Origin of the sequence: Tenacibaculum sp. TC6 (genome assembly GCF_050606265.1) — a bacterium.
GTDB lineage: Bacteria > Bacteroidota > Bacteroidia > Flavobacteriales > Flavobacteriaceae > Polaribacter.
Window position 1 is genome coordinate 52372 of sequence record NZ_JBOCUK010000020.1, and the last position, 16129, is coordinate 68500.

A 16129-nucleotide genomic window follows, 5' to 3' on the forward strand; every position below is an offset into this window, starting at 1 on the left:
TGCCAGAGTTAAGCTTGCATATTTTAATTGCTAACCCTGTATGTTATTCTTCGATTGGTAATGATAGTAGTGGTTGCTAATCCAATAGTAAAACGGTTATTATTGTTAATTGCAGAAACTCCATTAAAACTATATATGTTACTTCCTAGGTTTACAGCTCCAGAAATAGGAGTTTCATCATGAAAGTTTCCATCGTTATTGGTGTCAACTAATAATCTTAAATTGGCAGTAGTTACCCCTGAAATTCCGGTTATATCAAATCTCATATCAATACTCCCCACATCAATTGCAGTTCCGGAAATGTTTACTTCACTAACTCTCCAAATTCGGTTTATTCTACTTTTAATAATATTAGGAGCATTTAAACCGGTACTTAACTGAAAAGGAGCATTGTCATGACCCCACATAAAAAATTCATTATCATTTAAGTTGCTAGGGTTGAGTATTCGCACTAAACCCGTTCCTTGTGAATCTGTGTGTAAATTAGTGATATTAACCCTACCAATACCAGCTACATCATGGTCGTAGTCACCGGCAGCCGGATCGTCTTCATTATACACATCATTAATAATAGCTATACCACCAAATTTAGCAGATAGGTAATTGTCTATAATTATTTTTTGAGCATCATTAATCCTATTGTTATAAAAAATAATTTCATAAAAATTTCCACTAGCCTCGTCAGACCCATTACTATTTCTACCAATCCTATCTATGGGGATTCCTGCTGTAGTGGAGCCAATATTTAAATTTTGAGTGACAGCATTTACACGTACTTCAACTATTGATGAACCAGTTGGTTTATGGTATGATAGTATGGAGTTTATGCCAAAAGGAGAAGCTATAGTAGTAGTATAATCAGCAATTCCATATCTTGTTAATCCAACTCTATTGGTATTACTCCATTGCTCAACTCTTAAAGAAGTAGTAGTATTATCAAATAAAGAATGTGAGTTTCCTGTATTTACAGGATTAATAACAAAAAAGGTACTGGCATTAGTAAAAATACCAGTTGCTGTTCCAAACATAAACTGGGCTGCTGCTAAACTTGAGTTAAAATTTACAGCATTAAAAGTGCCTGTGGTTGTATATGTAGGTCTGTTAGTATTTGTTTGTGTAAAATTATTTCCATTACCACTAAAGTCTGACCAAGTAGAAACAAGGCTTCCGTTAATAGGGTTATTGGTTGTATTTCCGTCAGCATTTAAATCATTAGCACGTAACCAAATCAATAAGGAAGAAGAGCCATCTCTTGTACCTACACCACCGGGGCCTGTTTGGGAAAACAGAGGTAATAGAAAAGAGAAAAAAAGTAATAATAAGGTTAAAAACGTAGTTTTCATCAGTAAGTAAATTCAAACGTTAGAATAAATATACTACCATTTCAGTTATGAATAAAAATTTTACAGTATTTTTATATTAAAAATTGATTGTTAAATTAAATTTGAAAATCATTTTAGTTAGAGTTAAAAATTTAATTATGAAATTTAAACAACTTATTTTTTTGCTGTTTACGTCGTCATTTGCTTTGGGGCAAATTGATGCAAATTCGTTAATGGGGCTTCCGACTGCAACTAATATTGAAATGTTGTCTTTAACCGGAGTAAATATTGGATCTGTTGTTTTTAATACTACTGATCAAAAAATATACAGATATACCAGTTCAGGCTGGCAAGTTGATAATGATGATCAGAATGCCTCTGAAGTTTTGATAGTAACGCCTGTAGATGTAAATAATGTGGCGGGAGATCCCGGAGCAGTTGCTGAAACTACTGTTGAGGCAGTGGTTCAGGCTATTGCACCTATAACGTCTAAAGCAGCAAGAGTTTTTTACCCGCCGTCTATAACTATAGATGCTAGTACAAATGGTACTTTTACCAAGAATTTATATACTGAATATACCACGCAGTTTGCTTCTCCAGTGGTAAGTAGTACTGGAGCACCAAATACTATTCCTACATATGGGGCAAGTGATTTATATTATTATGTAACCTATGCTGATCCTACAGTTTTCAATACAGGTACTATGTCTATAAGTGCAAGTGGAGTACTTACATATACTATTATAGGGCAGCCTGTTGATTTAAATACACTTATAAATGTAGTGTTTGTTGTAAAATAATTAAAGTTAATGATGTGTAAGTTTTGTTATTATTTCTGAATGTGTAGGAAATAAAGCAATTAATACCTTTCTTTCGGGTAATACAAAATCATTAAAATCAAATCCGGGAGAAACAGTACATCCAACAAAAGAGTATGAATTAGGAGATAAGACTTCAGCTGCAAACCAATATCCTGCAGGTACAATAAATTGTGGAATTTCATTGTCTTCTATTTTATTACCTATGTTTACCAATGAGTAGATTCCATCAGGAGATATCATATGAAGTTGCAATGTTGCACCTTTATAAAAATGCCAAATCTCATCTTGATTTATTTTATGAAAAGCAGAGAATTTTTCTGAGGTTAATAAAAAGTAAATACAAGTACTGTAATTTCTATCACCTATAAAATTATCTGATAAATTAGTATTGTGTATAATTCCATTACTTCTATACGTTTCTATATAAAAGCCACCTTCAGGATGTTCTGTTAAATCAAATTTAGTTATCAGTTGTTGAGCTGTCATCATTTTGGAGGTTTTGTTCGTTTGCTTTTTTAATAATGGCTTTTAATCGTTCTTTTGTACGCTGTTTTTCTAAGCGAAGTTTGTTTTCCTTTTGTTTCATTAAGCGAGTATGCTTCGCTTTATTTACCGTATTTTTTGCTTTCCCTTTTTTAGGCATTTTAATTAATTTTTAAATTTAGACGCAGCAATACTAAACCAAGCAATTCCTAAAACCAAAAAAACGATTGCTCTCCAATCTTCAAAACCATTTAAGAGTGCTCTAATAAAACCAAGAAGAGACATAATTATTGGAATAATAAACGATTTACTTTTTTGATGATTACTAATAAACAGTAATCCAAGGAAAGTTAGTGCTCCGTTTAATATTAACACGAAAAACCCAAAGTCAAAACCTAGGTTGTTTTTACTATAAGTGCTAATTAGATACGTTATGATTGGAGCAATTAAACAAATAATAGGTACTAGTTTATCTTTTACATGTAGCTTGGTGAAAAGACCAAATGCATATAAACCTAACAAAGGCCCGTAAGTATAGCCTGCGAACTGAAATATTTTTGCAATTACGCTAACATCAGCAATAAAATATTTAAAAACCAAAATAGTGGCAATTAAAACAAAAGAAAACAAGATGTGTATTTTCTTTCTTGTTTTTTCTTGCGTCTGTTCATTTTGCTTTTTATCAATCTCTAAAATATCAATACTAAAAGAAGTAGTAAGTGATGTTAAAGCACTATCTGCACTTGAATAGGCGGCTGCTATTAATCCTAATAAGAAAAATAAAGAAGTAATAATGCCTAAATTACCATTCATAGCTATCATAGGAAACAAATTATCTTTATGAGCATCTATTCCGTTGGCAACAGCATAGTCAGTAAGTAAAATTCCCATGGCTAAAAAGAAAAAGTTAACTATAACCAGCACAATAGTAAACCAAAACATGTTTTTTTGAGCATCTTTTAAATTACGACAGGTAAGGTTTTTTTGCATCATATCTTGGTCTAAACCAGTCATAACAATCGCTATAAAAGCCCCTGAAAAAAATTGTTTCCAAAAGTAGTTTCCGGATTTTATATCATCAAAAAAGAAAGTTTTAGAGAGTTTATTTTCTGAAATATAGGTGAATAGGTTTTTGATTTGTAAATCATCTTTAATCATTACAATACAAACTCCTACAGAGATTAACATGAATAACGTTTGTAAAGTATCAGTCCAAACAATGGTTTTAATACCACCCTTAAAAGTGTAAAGCCATATTAATAAAATAGTAATGGTAACAGTAATCCAAAAAGGAACACCGTAAGCGTCAAACAAAATTAATTGTAGTACGTTTGCTACTAAGAATAAACGAAAAGACGCACCTACAGTTCTTGACAACAAGAAAAATGAAGCACCTGTTTTATATGAATAATGACCAAAACGCTCTTCTAAATAGGTATATATGGAGGTAAGATTTAATCTGTAATATAAAGGCAGTAAAACTAATCCGATAACAGCATATCCTAGTACATACCCTAATACCATTTGCATATAACTCATTTGTTGCCCTTCAACCCAACCTGGAACAGAAATAAAGGTAACTCCTGAAAGTGAAGCACCAATCATTCCAAAAGCTACTAAATACCAAGGAGATGAGTTGTTCGCTTTAAAAAAAGTTGAATTATTTGCTGATTTTCCGGTAAGAAAAGAAATTAAGATGAGTACACTAAAATACCCTAGAATAAGTAAAATAATATGTAGAGGTTGCATAAAATTGAATTACGAATTATGAATTACGAATGTACTAAATTTAGATTTTTGAGTTAGCAATTCATAATTCGTAATTTCTAAAGAGTTTTATAACTCAATAACAATATCACTGGTTTTTTTTCTTACCTTTTTTAGATCTTTCATAAAATCATCTTCTGCTCTAAAACCAACAGGGAGTACTAGCACAGAAGTCAAATTATAAGAATCTAGCCCTAAAATTTCGTCATATTTTTCAGGAATAAAACCTTCCATAGGACAAGAATCAATTTTCTCATTTGCTGCCACAGTCATTAAATTACCTAAAGCTATGTAAGCCTGGTTTTTCATCCATTGGTGTAATTCTTCTTCAGATTTGCTGGTAATACTACCGGCCAACATTTCTTTAAACGGATTTAAAATTTCATCAGGTGTATTTCTAACTTCTTTTACTAAATTAAAGTAGGCTTCAACATCTTTAACAGTTATCTTTTTAGGAATAGAAATAACTAAAACATGCGAAGCTTGTGCTACCTGCTGTTGGTTCCAAGAATGAGGAACTAATTGTTGTTGTAGTTCTTTGTTCTTAATAATTACCAATTTAATAGGTTGTAACCCGAAAGAAGTAGCTGTTAAGTTAAAAGCTTCTTTTAAAATGTGTATTTGTTCTTCTGAAAGAAATTTATTGTTATCAAATTTTTTAACGGCATAACGCCATTTCAAATTTTCAATACTATTACTCATGTGAATTCATTTTTATGCTAACAAAAATAGGGTAGAAAAGGTTAGAATTTAGATAAAATTATTGTAAAAAACTATTGTGTTATTACTATTTATTTATAATAACTCTACATGAGTTATGTAAGTAAGATGTGTGTTAACCGAGAACGAAAACATATTATAAATTTTTGTAATTTAGAAAACGTAAAAGAATTGCTAAATACATGTCTATGAAAGAAGAATTTCTACACTTTTTATGGCAACAGAAGTTGCTTTCATCTCAAATTTTAAAAACTTCGGAAGGAGATGAGTTAGTGATCATTAAAACCGGATTACCAAATAGAAATTCCGGACCGGATTTTTTAAATGTACACATACAAATTAATCATCAAACTTGGGTGGGTAATGTTGAAATACATTTAAAATCTTCTGATTGGTATTTACATAATCATGAAGCTGATGAAAATTATGATGCTGTTATTTTACATGTAGTTTGGGAGCATGATACAGCTGTTTTTATGAAAAATAATAAAGCATTACCTACATTAGAACTTCAACATTGTATTGACCAAGAGTTACTTGATAAATACCAAAAATTAATGAATAAAGAGAATCATTGGATTTCTTGTGAAAAGCAGTTAAACAAGGTAGACTCTTTTTTAATTAAAAATTGGCAAGAACGACTTTATTTTGAAAGGTTAGAGCATAAATCTTTGTTAATTCAAGATTTATTGGTAGCCACGCAAAATGACTATGAAGCCGTTTTATTTATGTTGTTAGCTAAAAATTTTGGTTTAAAAGTAAATAGTGAGGTGTTTTTTAAACTAGCTAATTCTTTTTCGTTTTCAGTGATAAGAAAACTACGGTTTGATGAATTTCAATTGTCAGCATTACTGTTTGGGCAAGCAGGTTTTTTAGAAGAAGGTGAAGGAGATAAATATTATTTACAATTAAAAAAGGAATACGAATACCTTCAGCATAAATTTAGGCTAAAGGCAATTCATAAAAAACAATTTCAGTTTTTTAGAATGCGTCCGGCTAATTTTCCAACAATTAGAATAGCGCAAATGGTAGCTTTATTACATAAGCATGCAAGCTTATTTGCTAAAGTAATAGAAACAACAACACTACAAGGTTTTTATGAGCTACTTTCTGTTGAAGTTAACGATTATTGGAAGTGTCATTACACATTTGAAACTGAAAGTAAAAAATCATCCAAAAAAATAACTACATCATTTATAGATTTATTAGTAATCAATACTATAATTCCTATGAAGTTTGTTTATTTTAAAAACAAAGGCAGAATAGATGAAGAACATATTGTTGGTTTAATAGAGCAAATTAAACCCGAGAAAAATACTATTATTTCTAAATTTTCAGCAATATCTGTAAAAAGTAAAAATGCATTGGATACACAAGCTTTATTGGAATTGAAAAATAATTATTGCGAGAAAAATAAGTGTATGAAGTGTGCTATAGGTAATTACTTGTTACGAAAATAAGAACTTTAGTTTACAATTGATTGAATAGTAAAACGTTCATTTTATAAAAGTTAATTAAAAGGCTATATTTGCTCAAAATTTAATTTAAAATGAAAAAAATATTTATTGCTATCACTATGGTATCTGTTTTATTTACAAGTTGTAAAGAAAACGGAGGAAACAAAAACACAACAGAACAAACTTCAGAATCTAATGAAAAAGAAGCCAAACAAACAAATGAAGCTATTTGTTTACTGGAAAAATTATCTGTTCGTGAAACACCGCAAGCTAATGGTAAATGGATAACCTCTATGAGTTTGGGTGAAAAAGTAATACTAACCGGTGAGGAAACTACTGATGATGCTTCAAAAAAGTTGTATTATAAAGTAAAACTAATTGATGGTAAAGAGGGGTGGACACGAGCTAGCTTTTTAGGAGTTAATGGAGAGGTTGGTGTATTATTGGAAGATGCCAGTATGTATAAAAGACCTGATTTATTGACAAAAACAGATAAAAAATACAGTACTATGGATATTATAGCTGTTTTATCAACTCAAGGAGACTGGGTGCAAATTAAAGGAAAAAGAGCAGAAGGAGAATATATAGAAGAGGGGTGGATTAAAACATCAAACATATCTAATAATGAGGTTGATATTGCTACAGCAAAATATGCAGCTTTAGCAGTAGAAAAAGAAACAATGACAGAACGAATTAAAGCTTTACAGGAAATTATTGAAAACCCGGATTTATCATCTTCAGATTTTATTAATGTATTAAAAGAGAGAGTTAAAGATTATGAATCAAAAAATATGCCTATTGATGTACAGGATGCGAAAGCAGAGGAGGAGTCAAAAAAATAATTAGAATAAAAAGAATTTCTATAAAGAAAAAAGTGGCCTTAGCATTAAAACTAAGACCACTTTTTTTATGAACAAATCTATTTTTTTAGTATAAACTTTTAAATTTCTGAGGATTAGCCTCGTGCATAATTTCATATACTTTTTCAAATACATCTTCGGCTGATGGTTTAGAAAAATAATCTCCATCAGTACCGTAAGCAGGTCTGTGCTCTTTTGAAGTTAACGTTGCCGGTTTGCTGTCAAGATGTTGATAAGCATTTTGTTTTTCTACTATTTCTTGCATTAGGTATGCAGAAGCTCCTCCCGGAACATCTTCATCAACAATTAATAATCTATTAGTTTTAGCTATTGACTTCACAGTATCGTGATTTACATCAAAAGGAAGTAAACTTTGTACGTCAATTATTTCAGCATTAATTCCTACCTGAGCTAAATCTTTTACTGCTTCTTCTACAATTCTTAACGTTGATCCGTAAGAAACAATTGTAATATCAGTACCTTCTTTAATTGTTTCAATTACACCAATTGGTGTTTTAAATTCACCTAAGTTGGTAGGTAATGTTTCTTTTAAACGATATCCGTTTAAGCATTCTACTACTAAAGCAGGATCATCTCCTTCTAATAAAGTATTGTAAAAACCAGCAGCTTTTGTCATGTTTCTAGGAACCAAAACATGCATTCCTCTTACATTATTTATGATACCTCCCATAGGAGAACCTGCATGCCAAATTCCTTCTAAACGGTGCCCTCTGGTACGAACAATTAACGGTGCTTTTTGTTTCCCGAATGATCGGTAACGTAAGGTTGCCAAATCATCACTCATTATTTGAAGTGCGTACAATAAATAATCTAAATATTGAATTTCTGCAATCGGACGTAATCCACGCATAGCCAATCCAATTCCTTGACCTAAAATAGTTGCCTCTCTAATTCCGGTGTCGGAAACACGTTGGTCTCCAAATTTTTCTTGTAGCCCTTCTAATCCTTGGTTTACGTCTCCTATATAACCAGCATCTTCACCAAAAATTAAAACTTCAGGGTGCTTTTTTAAGATAGCATCAAAATTATCTCGCATAATAATACGAGCATCTACCAATTTACCATCTTCTCCATATTTAGGAGCTGTTGCATTAACCTTTACAGGTGAACTATTAGTTTCACTTAAAAGATGAGATGAATATTTATAATAGGCTTCTTCAACGTAGTTTTTAATAAAACTTTGTAGTTCATGTTTTTCATCTAAAGTTTCATCTTTTACATATCGTAAAGCTTTTCGAGCAGCTGTTAAAACATCTTTACGAATAGGCTCATTAATAGCTTCTAAATCGTTTTTTAGTTTTGAAATAAACGTACCATTACTACTTTTTTGTGAAAGTTTATCAAGAATGGCTAACGCTACTTTTGCTTCATTTTTTATTTCTCCGGTAAAAGCAGCCCAAGCGTCTCTTTTAGCTTTTGAAACGTCTTTTTTAGCGTTTTTGTCAATTTCAATTAGTTCTTCTTCAGAATCAACAATTCTTAAAGTATCTCCGTTTTCGTCTTGTAATTCAAAATCTAAAATCCATTTACGCATTTGGTTAATACAGTCATATTCCTGTTCCCATTGTAAACGTTCTTTAGATTTGTATCTTTCGTGTGAACCTGAAGTTGAATGCCCTTGAGGTTGTGTTAATTCTTTTACATGAATTAATACCGGCACATGTTCTTCTCTGGCAATTTTAGCCGCTTTGTTGTAGGTGTCAATAAGTTGAACATAATCCCAACCATTTACAACTAAAATTTCATAACCTTTATTATTTGTATCACGTTGAAATCCTTTAAGAATTTCAGAAATATTTTCTTTGGTAGTTTGATGTTTAGCATGTACCGAAATACCATATTCATCATCCCATACACTCATTACCATTGGGACTTGTAAAACACCTGCAGCATTAATGGTTTCAAAAAATAAGCCTTCACTGGTACTGGCATTACCTATGGTTCCCCAAGCAACCTCATTTCCTTTATTTGAAAAGTTGGTATGATTACTTAACTCAGTAACATTTCTATATACTTTTGAAGCCTGAGCTAGCCCTAGTAAACGAGGCATTTGACCGGCAGTAGGAGAAATATCAGAAGAAGAATTTTTCTGTTGAGTTAAGTTTTTCCAATTACCGTTTTCATCTAATGAATGCGTAGCAAAATGCCCACCCATTTGACGGCCGGCAGACATAGGATCTGCTTCAATATCAGTGTGTGCGTATAGTCCTGCAAAAAACTGTTGAGCAGTTAACTCTCCTATAGCCATCATAAAAGTTTGGTCGCGATAATAGCCAGAACGAAAATCTCCATTTTTGAAAGCTTTTGCCATAGCCAATTGAGGTACTTCTTTACCATCGCCAAAAATTCCAAACTTAGCTTTACCTGTTAAAACTTCTCTACGACCTAGTAAACTACACTCTCTACTTATACGAGCTAATTTATAATCGTTTAAGACTTCATTTTTAAAATCGGTAAAAGAAAGTTTTTGATTATTAACTACTTCAATGTTTTGCGTCATATTCATCAAATTTACGTATGGTTACAAAGATAGTTTTTTTAATTGAATTTTAAAAATCTATCTTTTTATTAAGGATTTCTCAATAAAAAGTCAAAATTTGAAGTTTTATTGAGTATTCTGTAATGAATAGAAGTGGAACTAATATAAGAAATAGGTTTTAGGAATAGTATTTTTAAAGGAGGGTATGAATAATAAGGTTCTTTGTTTACTTTTTTTTCATAGTATCTAATTCTTTTAATGATGTAAGAATATCATCAATTATATGTTGTGGAATATTACTATCTAAATAGTTGTCTTCTTTAGAGAGAGTTGATTTGGTTGAGCTATTATTGATTAATTTTTTCAATATCATCTTATCCACTTCAATTTTTACAATCATGAAAGTAATACATTTTTTTAAAAGAGTTTGGTTTTTAATTTGCTGTAAATTAGTATTTTATATATTTTTTTAATATACCTGTTTTTATAAATATCTACTCGTTTTTTATAAATCGAAGGTTATATCATTTTTTCACTGTAGTTTTTTTACATTGTTTTGTAGTGTATTTAAGTCGAGGGAGAATTACTAGAAAAAGGACATACACCCCTTATACATGCAAAAAAGAAGTTGTTAAATAGTTATTTAATTTCATGTTCTCATTAAAATGGTTATTTAAAGAAGTAAAGGGGTGTTTTTTAATAAGAAGTAGGTTGTATAAATTATAAGGTATTGATAAGAAGTTGATGCTTAGAAGAGGTGTAATTAAACTACAATATTCCCCTTCTAATAAAATTATAAATTCTATCTAAGTTGGTTGTAATAACAAATCGTATTTTGGTTGGATAAGCTTCTTTATTAACTTCCCATCCCTGGTTGGTGTAGATAGGGAGATAAAATTCAAAAATTTCAGGAATGAAATTTAAGCGAATTCCATTTTCGTAGAAAAAATTAGGGTATTGATCTCTGTTTTTAAGCATTGCCACATCATTATATACTTCAAGCCATTTCCAAATACTAACACTGGTGTTGGCAGCAAGAATAAATTGATTAGAAGTTTGCGGAGTTTTATATTTTGATTTAAACCCGGCATCTGAAATGATAAATTGCTGACTAAAAAGCCCGGAACTTTCTGAACGCCCAAATAGGTTTTGTTCAAATAAATAGTCAGAACTTCTATTGAGGCCAAAACTAAAATAATCACCAATAGAGTTATTGGTAACAAACATTCCTCCAAAAAAACGTAAATCGAAACTTTTCTGAGAATCGAAGAACTTTTGATAGCGAATATCTGTTGAAAGTTTGGTGAAGTTGTTTCCTAACTCGAAATTAACAGCGTACTGAAGCCTTTCTATAATATTAGGTTGATTAAAAATATATCTGAAATTTAAAACTTTATATCGGTCTTGTTCTGTTACAGGTTTACCGGGAGCCACTTCTTTATTAATATAAAAAAGACGAGTTGTAAAAGATTTTGAACCTACATCACGTAATGTTTTTCTTCTAAAAGCAACACTCACATAAGGCACAAATGTGTTGTAGCCTAATTCAGGTGCGTAATGAAAATTACTTCCGTTTACTCCGTATTTAATTTTATAAATAGAAGAAGAGTTATTAAAGAAATGATTGTATGCAACACTAAAAGCACCAGTAAAGTTTTTACTTTTTGTACTGTAGTTTGGCGTTAAAGAAAACTCCAAATTATGAGGTATAATAGGTTGGTTATTAATTTTCACCCCCAAAATAACACCATCATATAAGTTGTATTTAACATCAGGGTAGTAAAAAAGCTGATTGTAATAAGGGTCTTCAGTATCTTTAAAAAAACGAAACTGTAAAGGTTTATTTAAAAGGCGGTTACTAATAGTTCTATAGTTGTCTAGTGAGTTATATTCAGGATAAATATTCTCATAGTTTAATGCAAGTTTAGTATAACGTCCTTTTTTTAGGGTAATAGTTTTTGTAGAGTCTATTTCTGAAACCCATTCTTTAAATATAACTTTCTTCTTGTGAATACCGTATAAAGCAACCGGAGCAGGAAAACTGCGTTTATTTTTTATAACTACGTTTAAAGAATCTCTATTTTTAGTTTCTCTGATAGAAGTTATTTTATAATCTATTTTTTTTGAAGTGGTTAAATAATCTTTAGCAAACCAATTGATGTTTTTAGTAGTGTTTTCTTGTAATTCAGTTAAAAATAATGATGGAGAGCTTACTTTGAAATGATTTTTATATAAAAACTGCTTTATCGTTTTTTGAAAAATACTATCACTTAAATAATCTTGTAAGTATTTAAAACCAAGTCCGGATTTATACTTACTCACAATTTTTCTGTTAAAATTAGATAAAGAATCAGCAGGAGTATTTAGAGCTTGGTCATAAAATTTTCTGGCACTAAACTGATACATAAAAGGAAACTTATCACTTTGGTTTAACTTACTAATATTGTAGTTTCTTATGGGCCAGTATTTAGAATATTTTCCAAGAACGGTCACTTCAGGGTAATATTCTTTTAAATATTCCATCATTAGAAAAGTTTCTAATCCATCAATAAACCAATATTGAGTTCTTTTATTATGAAGTAAAATATCATTAATATATTTTGAGCCAAGAGCATAAAAAAAGTTTACTTCCCATCTGAAGTTTTCAGGAAAGGGCTTTAACCATCTGGGTAAACCGTAAATTTCGTGTAGGGTATTTTTATTAATTGTATTTGCATCAACAAAAATTTCGGTATGCGGATGTTTGCCAATATACTTTTCTATAAATTGAATTTGTTTGTTAATGATAGCTGTTGTAGTTTCTAAAGGAATGTTTTTATCATAAGCATCGGTTTTAATTTCTTGAGTTTTTGTTTTAAATGATTTAAAACGCTTATAACGATCAATACTTAAAATAATGTCTTTTTTATTATTTCCTATCAGATGATAATCAGTGTTGCTTTCATTCTTAATTTCATATTGATATAAATTACTTTCAAGTATATAGGTATTAGGAATTTTAATTTTAATATCATAATTAGCAACATTTTGATATAAATCATCCATATCTAAATTGCTCATTAATTGCCAGTTTTTATCAAATACAGCAGGTGTTATTTGCCAAAAGCGAAGATGATATCCGGTTTTGGTTTTTCCGTATCCGGTAAATCTTGAGTTGGGTATTTTTACAGTGTACATTAATGAGATTGTAACGCTGTCTTTGGGCTTTAAAGTATTGTTTAAAGAAATTTCTAAAATATCCGGATGATTATCTTGTTCTTTAAATGGAACTTGTTCATAGTTAACAGATAAATTTCTAATCTTAGAATAGCCTCTCTCTTTTTCTTCTGTAAAATAAAAGTCTTTTTTATAATCTTCAATTAAGCGTTTACCTAGAGGAGTATTGTTGTTTTTAAAACTATTTGCCCAGTTATGTAAATAAATTTTTTGTAGAAACGTATCAGAGATATTATAAAAAACAATTTTTTGTTGGATGTCAAGCGTATTAGTACTGTCTTTTAAAATTATGTTTGAAGTAATTGAGTTTGTTTGAGCCAAAGATGTATGGACATATATAAAAGAAATAATAAGGGCAAAAAACAGAAATTTATTCAACATATTTATAAAAATAAAAACTCGTTACTTAAAGAAGCAACGAGTTTTAAATATAGAATATTTTTCTAGAAGTTCGGTTTTAATTTATATTTAGCGTAGAATTTGTTAAAATGTTCAACAGCTTCATCAGCAGTATCTACAATTCTGAATAAATTTAAATCTTCAGAGCTGATGTTTCCTTCTTCTAAAAGTGTGTTTTTTATCCAATCAATCAGGCCTCCCCAGAATTTCTTTCCGACTAATACAATAGGAAAACGTCCTATTTTTTTAGTTTGAATAAGTGTAATGGCTTCAAAAAGTTCATCAAGAGTTCCAAAACCACCGGGCATAACTACAAAACCTTGTGAGTATTTTACAAACATTACTTTACGTACAAAAAAGTAATCAAAGTCTAAACTTTTTCCGTGGTCAATCCAAGGATTGTCATGTTGCTCAAAAGGAAGTTCAATGTTTAACCCAACAGAAGTTCCTTTACCTCTATGGGCTCCTTTGTTACCGGCCTCCATAATTCCGGGACCGCCACCGGTAATAATTCCAAATCCATTTTGAGTTAATTTATAAGCAACTTCTTCTGCTAGTTTATATGATGGGTGTTCCGGTTTTGTACGTGCAGAACCAAAAATTGATACACAAGGACCAATTTTACTTAATCGCTCATAACCATCAACAAATTCTGCCATTATTTTAAAAATGGCCCAAGAATCATTGGTTTTTATCTCATTCCACGTTTTTTGTTGAAGCTTTTCTCTAATTTTTCTATCGTCATTTGGACTCATACTCATATGTATTTTAATTTTTTAACTCTCATAAAGCAAGCCTGCTAATTTAGTGTTTTTTATTGTTGTAAACTCTGCAAAAGAAAAAGAATTTTATAATTTTTTGTGTAATATTTTGTTAAAATAAGGAGATTTTTCTTTGACATAAATTGGAAAAAGACGTTAGATAAAACAGGAGATTAATGTGTGTTTTTTCAGTGTTTTGTACGCTAATTTAGATTGAAATAACCATTTGCTTTGCATGGTAAAAACTAATCTAAATTATTATAAAATGCAAAACAAGGTAAGTTATTCATCAGTGATGAATATTGTAGATCACGAAACTTTTGGGTCTAATGAAAAAAAAACAGTTATAAATTCAGGAGTATTTCTTCTTGACAAATCTAAAAAAACAAATAGCTTGTTTTTTGTAGGGAAGTGTGGAGGAGAAGTAAGAATAGAATTAAAAATAGAATTTACACAGAATTCTAACGGAACCTTATCAATTAAAGAGTCTGCAAAATTATTTGAAGGAGCTTCTACCAATAGTAAAGACCTAGACGGAACGGCTTCTAAAAGTGTAACTATTGGTAAGAATGAAAACAAATCGGTAAGCTTTAGAGTAAGAAATACTGATGAAGGAGGAGATTATGCAGATATTATTTTACAAGTATCTAATGTAGTAATTGATGAGGCTGATTGTACCAATAGTATTAAAGCAAAGGCGCAAGAATTAGGTACGGCTTTTACAGGAAGCTCAACGTCTGATATTAATAATCCGACCTCCGTAAAAGGAGGGAAGAGAGTGACCTTTCAAAAATGTGATATTTACTGCTCTCCACAAACGGGGCCTCATGAAATTCATGGAGCTATCAGACAAAAATATAATACTGTTGGCGGACCTAATAATGATTTATCATTACCGGTATCTGATGAAACAACAACTCCGGATGGAAAAGGAAGATATAACCATTTTATAGGAAACGGAAGTATTTACTGGCATCCAACTACCGGACCTAAGCTTGTTAGAGGAGGAATAAGACATACTTGGGCTAAGGCAGGTTGGGAAAAAGGTGTTTATGGATATCCTACTTCTGATGAAATTAAAATTGATCCTAATAAAGCAGAGTGGTTTGGTGATTTTCAAAGCGGAGTCATTTATTGGGAAAAAGATAAATCAGTAGAAACGCATACAGCTTCTTTAAGTGGCTCTAAAGTAAGAGCTATGTTTGAAAAGATTTTTAAAGATAAAGCAAAGAGTCAAAAAGATCTGAATATTGAATCTGTTCATATTTCTGAAGTTAGTGATACCGGCTATGATTTTGTTCGTAGTAAAAACAGAAAAGTAAGTTTTAAAATTAGTGGAAATTATGAAAGCGGTGTGTTCTTTATACCTAATCCATCATATACAATTACTCTTAAAATAGCTTTTGAAAGTGATAAAAATCCAGACGGAAAAGTAGGGTGTAAATTAAAGGCAAGATTAGATCATTGGCATATTCATACTTCAGGAGTAGGACATGAAAAATTATTCAATGGATTAAAGAAAGCTGTATTAGAAGGATTTGATAAACCTTTTGAGTTGGGAGAAGTACCACAAAACACAGGTTTTTTAAGTTTTAAAGTTATGAAAGATGGAGGCATAAAACTTTATTTTAAAGGAGATACTCTAGGAAAAGTAGTAGCTTTAGTGGCTCAGGATAAGTTAGATAAATTATAGATGTGAGTCGTCCTAAAAGAGGCTGTCTATTTAGACAGCCTCTTTATATATAAATGTCCCGTCCTAAAATAAGTTGACACAAATTAGACTTATTTTATGAATACGAGTCCACACAAGAAAAAGCGCACAC

At 30.7% G+C, this 16129-nt stretch carries 13 protein-coding genes; 4 read left to right on the plus strand and 9 right to left on the minus strand.

Features of this window, described 5'->3' with window-relative positions; genetic code table 11:
• Nucleotides 1–23 precede the first annotated feature (23 nt).
• Nucleotides 24–1343 (minus strand): hypothetical protein, encoded by a 1320-nt coding sequence (locus tag ACQY1Q_RS11570; protein WP_431005480.1) that lies wholly within the window; start codon nt 1341–1343, stop codon nt 24–26.
• Nucleotides 1344–1480: 137 nt separating this feature from the next.
• Here ACQY1Q_RS11570 and ACQY1Q_RS11575 point away from each other — a divergent pair, with 137 nt between their 5' ends.
• On the plus strand, nt 1481–2122 hold the full coding sequence (locus ACQY1Q_RS11575; RefSeq protein WP_431005481.1) for a hypothetical protein: 642 nt from the start codon (nt 1481–1483) through the stop codon (nt 2120–2122).
• A gap of 6 nt (nt 2123–2128) precedes the next feature.
• Here ACQY1Q_RS11575 and ACQY1Q_RS11580 read toward each other — a convergent pair whose 3' ends face one another.
• From ACQY1Q_RS11580 to ACQY1Q_RS11595, 4 genes are all read right to left on the minus strand, one after another.
• Complete coding sequence (locus tag ACQY1Q_RS11580; protein ID WP_431005482.1) at nt 2129–2632, minus strand: cupin domain-containing protein; 504 nt, start codon at nt 2630–2632, stop codon at nt 2129–2131.
• Nucleotides 2604–2786 carry a hypothetical protein gene (locus tag ACQY1Q_RS11585; RefSeq protein WP_431005483.1) on the minus strand — a complete coding sequence of 61 codons (183 nt, stop codon included), beginning with the start codon at nt 2784–2786 and terminating at the stop codon, nt 2604–2606. Before ACQY1Q_RS11585 ends, ACQY1Q_RS11580 begins: the two co-directional genes overlap by 29 nt.
• Nucleotides 2787–2791: 5 nt before the next feature.
• Entirely contained in the window at nt 2792–4375 is a 1584-nt protein-coding gene (locus tag ACQY1Q_RS11590; RefSeq protein WP_431005484.1) for a sodium:solute symporter, read from the minus strand.
• Nucleotides 4376–4462: 87 nt separating this feature from the next.
• Nucleotides 4463–5095: an NAD(P)H-dependent oxidoreductase gene (locus tag ACQY1Q_RS11595; RefSeq protein WP_431005485.1), complete on the minus strand. Its 633-nt coding sequence runs from the start codon at nt 5093–5095 to the stop codon at nt 4463–4465.
• Nucleotides 5096–5301: 206 nt separating this feature from the next.
• Between ACQY1Q_RS11595 and ACQY1Q_RS11600 the strand changes: the two genes are divergently transcribed.
• Entirely contained in the window at nt 5302–6573 is a 1272-nt protein-coding gene (locus ACQY1Q_RS11600; protein ID WP_431005486.1) for a DUF2851 family protein, read from the plus strand.
• A gap of 89 nt (nt 6574–6662) precedes the next feature.
• Entirely contained in the window at nt 6663–7412 is a 750-nt protein-coding gene (locus ACQY1Q_RS11605; RefSeq protein WP_431005487.1) for an SH3 domain-containing protein, read from the plus strand.
• A gap of 85 nt (nt 7413–7497) precedes the next feature.
• On the opposite strand, the gene ACQY1Q_RS11610 is transcribed toward ACQY1Q_RS11605, so the two are convergent.
• The 4 genes from ACQY1Q_RS11610 to ACQY1Q_RS11625 form a co-directional block, all read right to left on the minus strand.
• Nucleotides 7498–9951, minus strand: a complete 2454-nt coding sequence (locus tag ACQY1Q_RS11610) for an alpha-ketoacid dehydrogenase subunit alpha/beta (protein WP_431005488.1) — start codon at nt 9949–9951, stop codon at nt 7498–7500.
• 205 nt (nt 9952–10156) lie between these two features.
• Nucleotides 10157–10303 (minus strand): hypothetical protein, encoded by a 147-nt coding sequence (locus ACQY1Q_RS11615; RefSeq protein ID WP_431005489.1) that lies wholly within the window; start codon nt 10301–10303, stop codon nt 10157–10159.
• Nucleotides 10304–10698: 395 nt separating this feature from the next.
• Nucleotides 10699–13527 carry an aminopeptidase gene (locus ACQY1Q_RS11620; protein WP_431005490.1) on the minus strand — a complete coding sequence of 943 codons (2829 nt, stop codon included), beginning with the start codon at nt 13525–13527 and terminating at the stop codon, nt 10699–10701.
• Between the two features lie 62 nt (nt 13528–13589).
• Nucleotides 13590–14306, minus strand: a complete 717-nt coding sequence (locus ACQY1Q_RS11625) for a TIGR00730 family Rossman fold protein (RefSeq protein ID WP_431005491.1) — start codon at nt 14304–14306, stop codon at nt 13590–13592.
• A gap of 265 nt (nt 14307–14571) precedes the next feature.
• Between ACQY1Q_RS11625 and ACQY1Q_RS11630 the strand changes: the two genes are divergently transcribed.
• Nucleotides 14572–15999: an LGFP repeat-containing protein gene (locus ACQY1Q_RS11630; RefSeq protein WP_431005492.1), complete on the plus strand. Its 1428-nt coding sequence runs from the start codon at nt 14572–14574 to the stop codon at nt 15997–15999.
• The last annotated feature ends 130 nt before the right edge of the window (nt 16000–16129 follow it).

Excerpts from the sequence above, each read along its gene's own strand:
- ACQY1Q_RS11610 (WP_431005488.1), bottom strand. The coding sequence starts at position 9,951 with ATGACGCAAAACATTGAAGTAGTTAATAATCAAAAACTTTCTTTTACC.
- ACQY1Q_RS11600 (WP_431005486.1), top strand. The coding sequence starts at position 5,302 with ATGAAAGAAGAATTTCTACACTTTTTATGGCAACAGAAGTTGCTTTCA.
- ACQY1Q_RS11625 (WP_431005491.1), bottom strand. The coding sequence starts at position 14,306 with ATGAGTATGAGTCCAAATGACGATAGAAAAATTAGAGAAAAGCTTCAA.
- ACQY1Q_RS11615 (WP_431005489.1), bottom strand. The coding sequence starts at position 10,303 with ATGATATTGAAAAAATTAATCAATAATAGCTCAACCAAATCAACTCTC.
- ACQY1Q_RS11605 (WP_431005487.1), top strand. The coding sequence starts at position 6,663 with ATGAAAAAAATATTTATTGCTATCACTATGGTATCTGTTTTATTTACA.
- ACQY1Q_RS11590 (WP_431005484.1), bottom strand. The coding sequence starts at position 4,375 with ATGCAACCTCTACATATTATTTTACTTATTCTAGGGTATTTTAGTGTA.
- ACQY1Q_RS11580 (WP_431005482.1), bottom strand. The coding sequence starts at position 2,632 with ATGATGACAGCTCAACAACTGATAACTAAATTTGATTTAACAGAACAT.
- ACQY1Q_RS11575 (WP_431005481.1), top strand. The coding sequence starts at position 1,481 with ATGAAATTTAAACAACTTATTTTTTTGCTGTTTACGTCGTCATTTGCT.
- ACQY1Q_RS11585 (WP_431005483.1), bottom strand. The coding sequence starts at position 2,786 with ATGCCTAAAAAAGGGAAAGCAAAAAATACGGTAAATAAAGCGAAGCAT.
- ACQY1Q_RS11630 (WP_431005492.1), top strand. The coding sequence starts at position 14,572 with ATGCAAAACAAGGTAAGTTATTCATCAGTGATGAATATTGTAGATCAC.
- ACQY1Q_RS11620 (WP_431005490.1), bottom strand. The coding sequence starts at position 13,527 with ATGTTGAATAAATTTCTGTTTTTTGCCCTTATTATTTCTTTTATATAT.
- ACQY1Q_RS11595 (WP_431005485.1), bottom strand. The coding sequence starts at position 5,095 with ATGAGTAATAGTATTGAAAATTTGAAATGGCGTTATGCCGTTAAAAAA.
- ACQY1Q_RS11570 (WP_431005480.1), bottom strand. The coding sequence starts at position 1,343 with ATGAAAACTACGTTTTTAACCTTATTATTACTTTTTTTCTCTTTTCTA.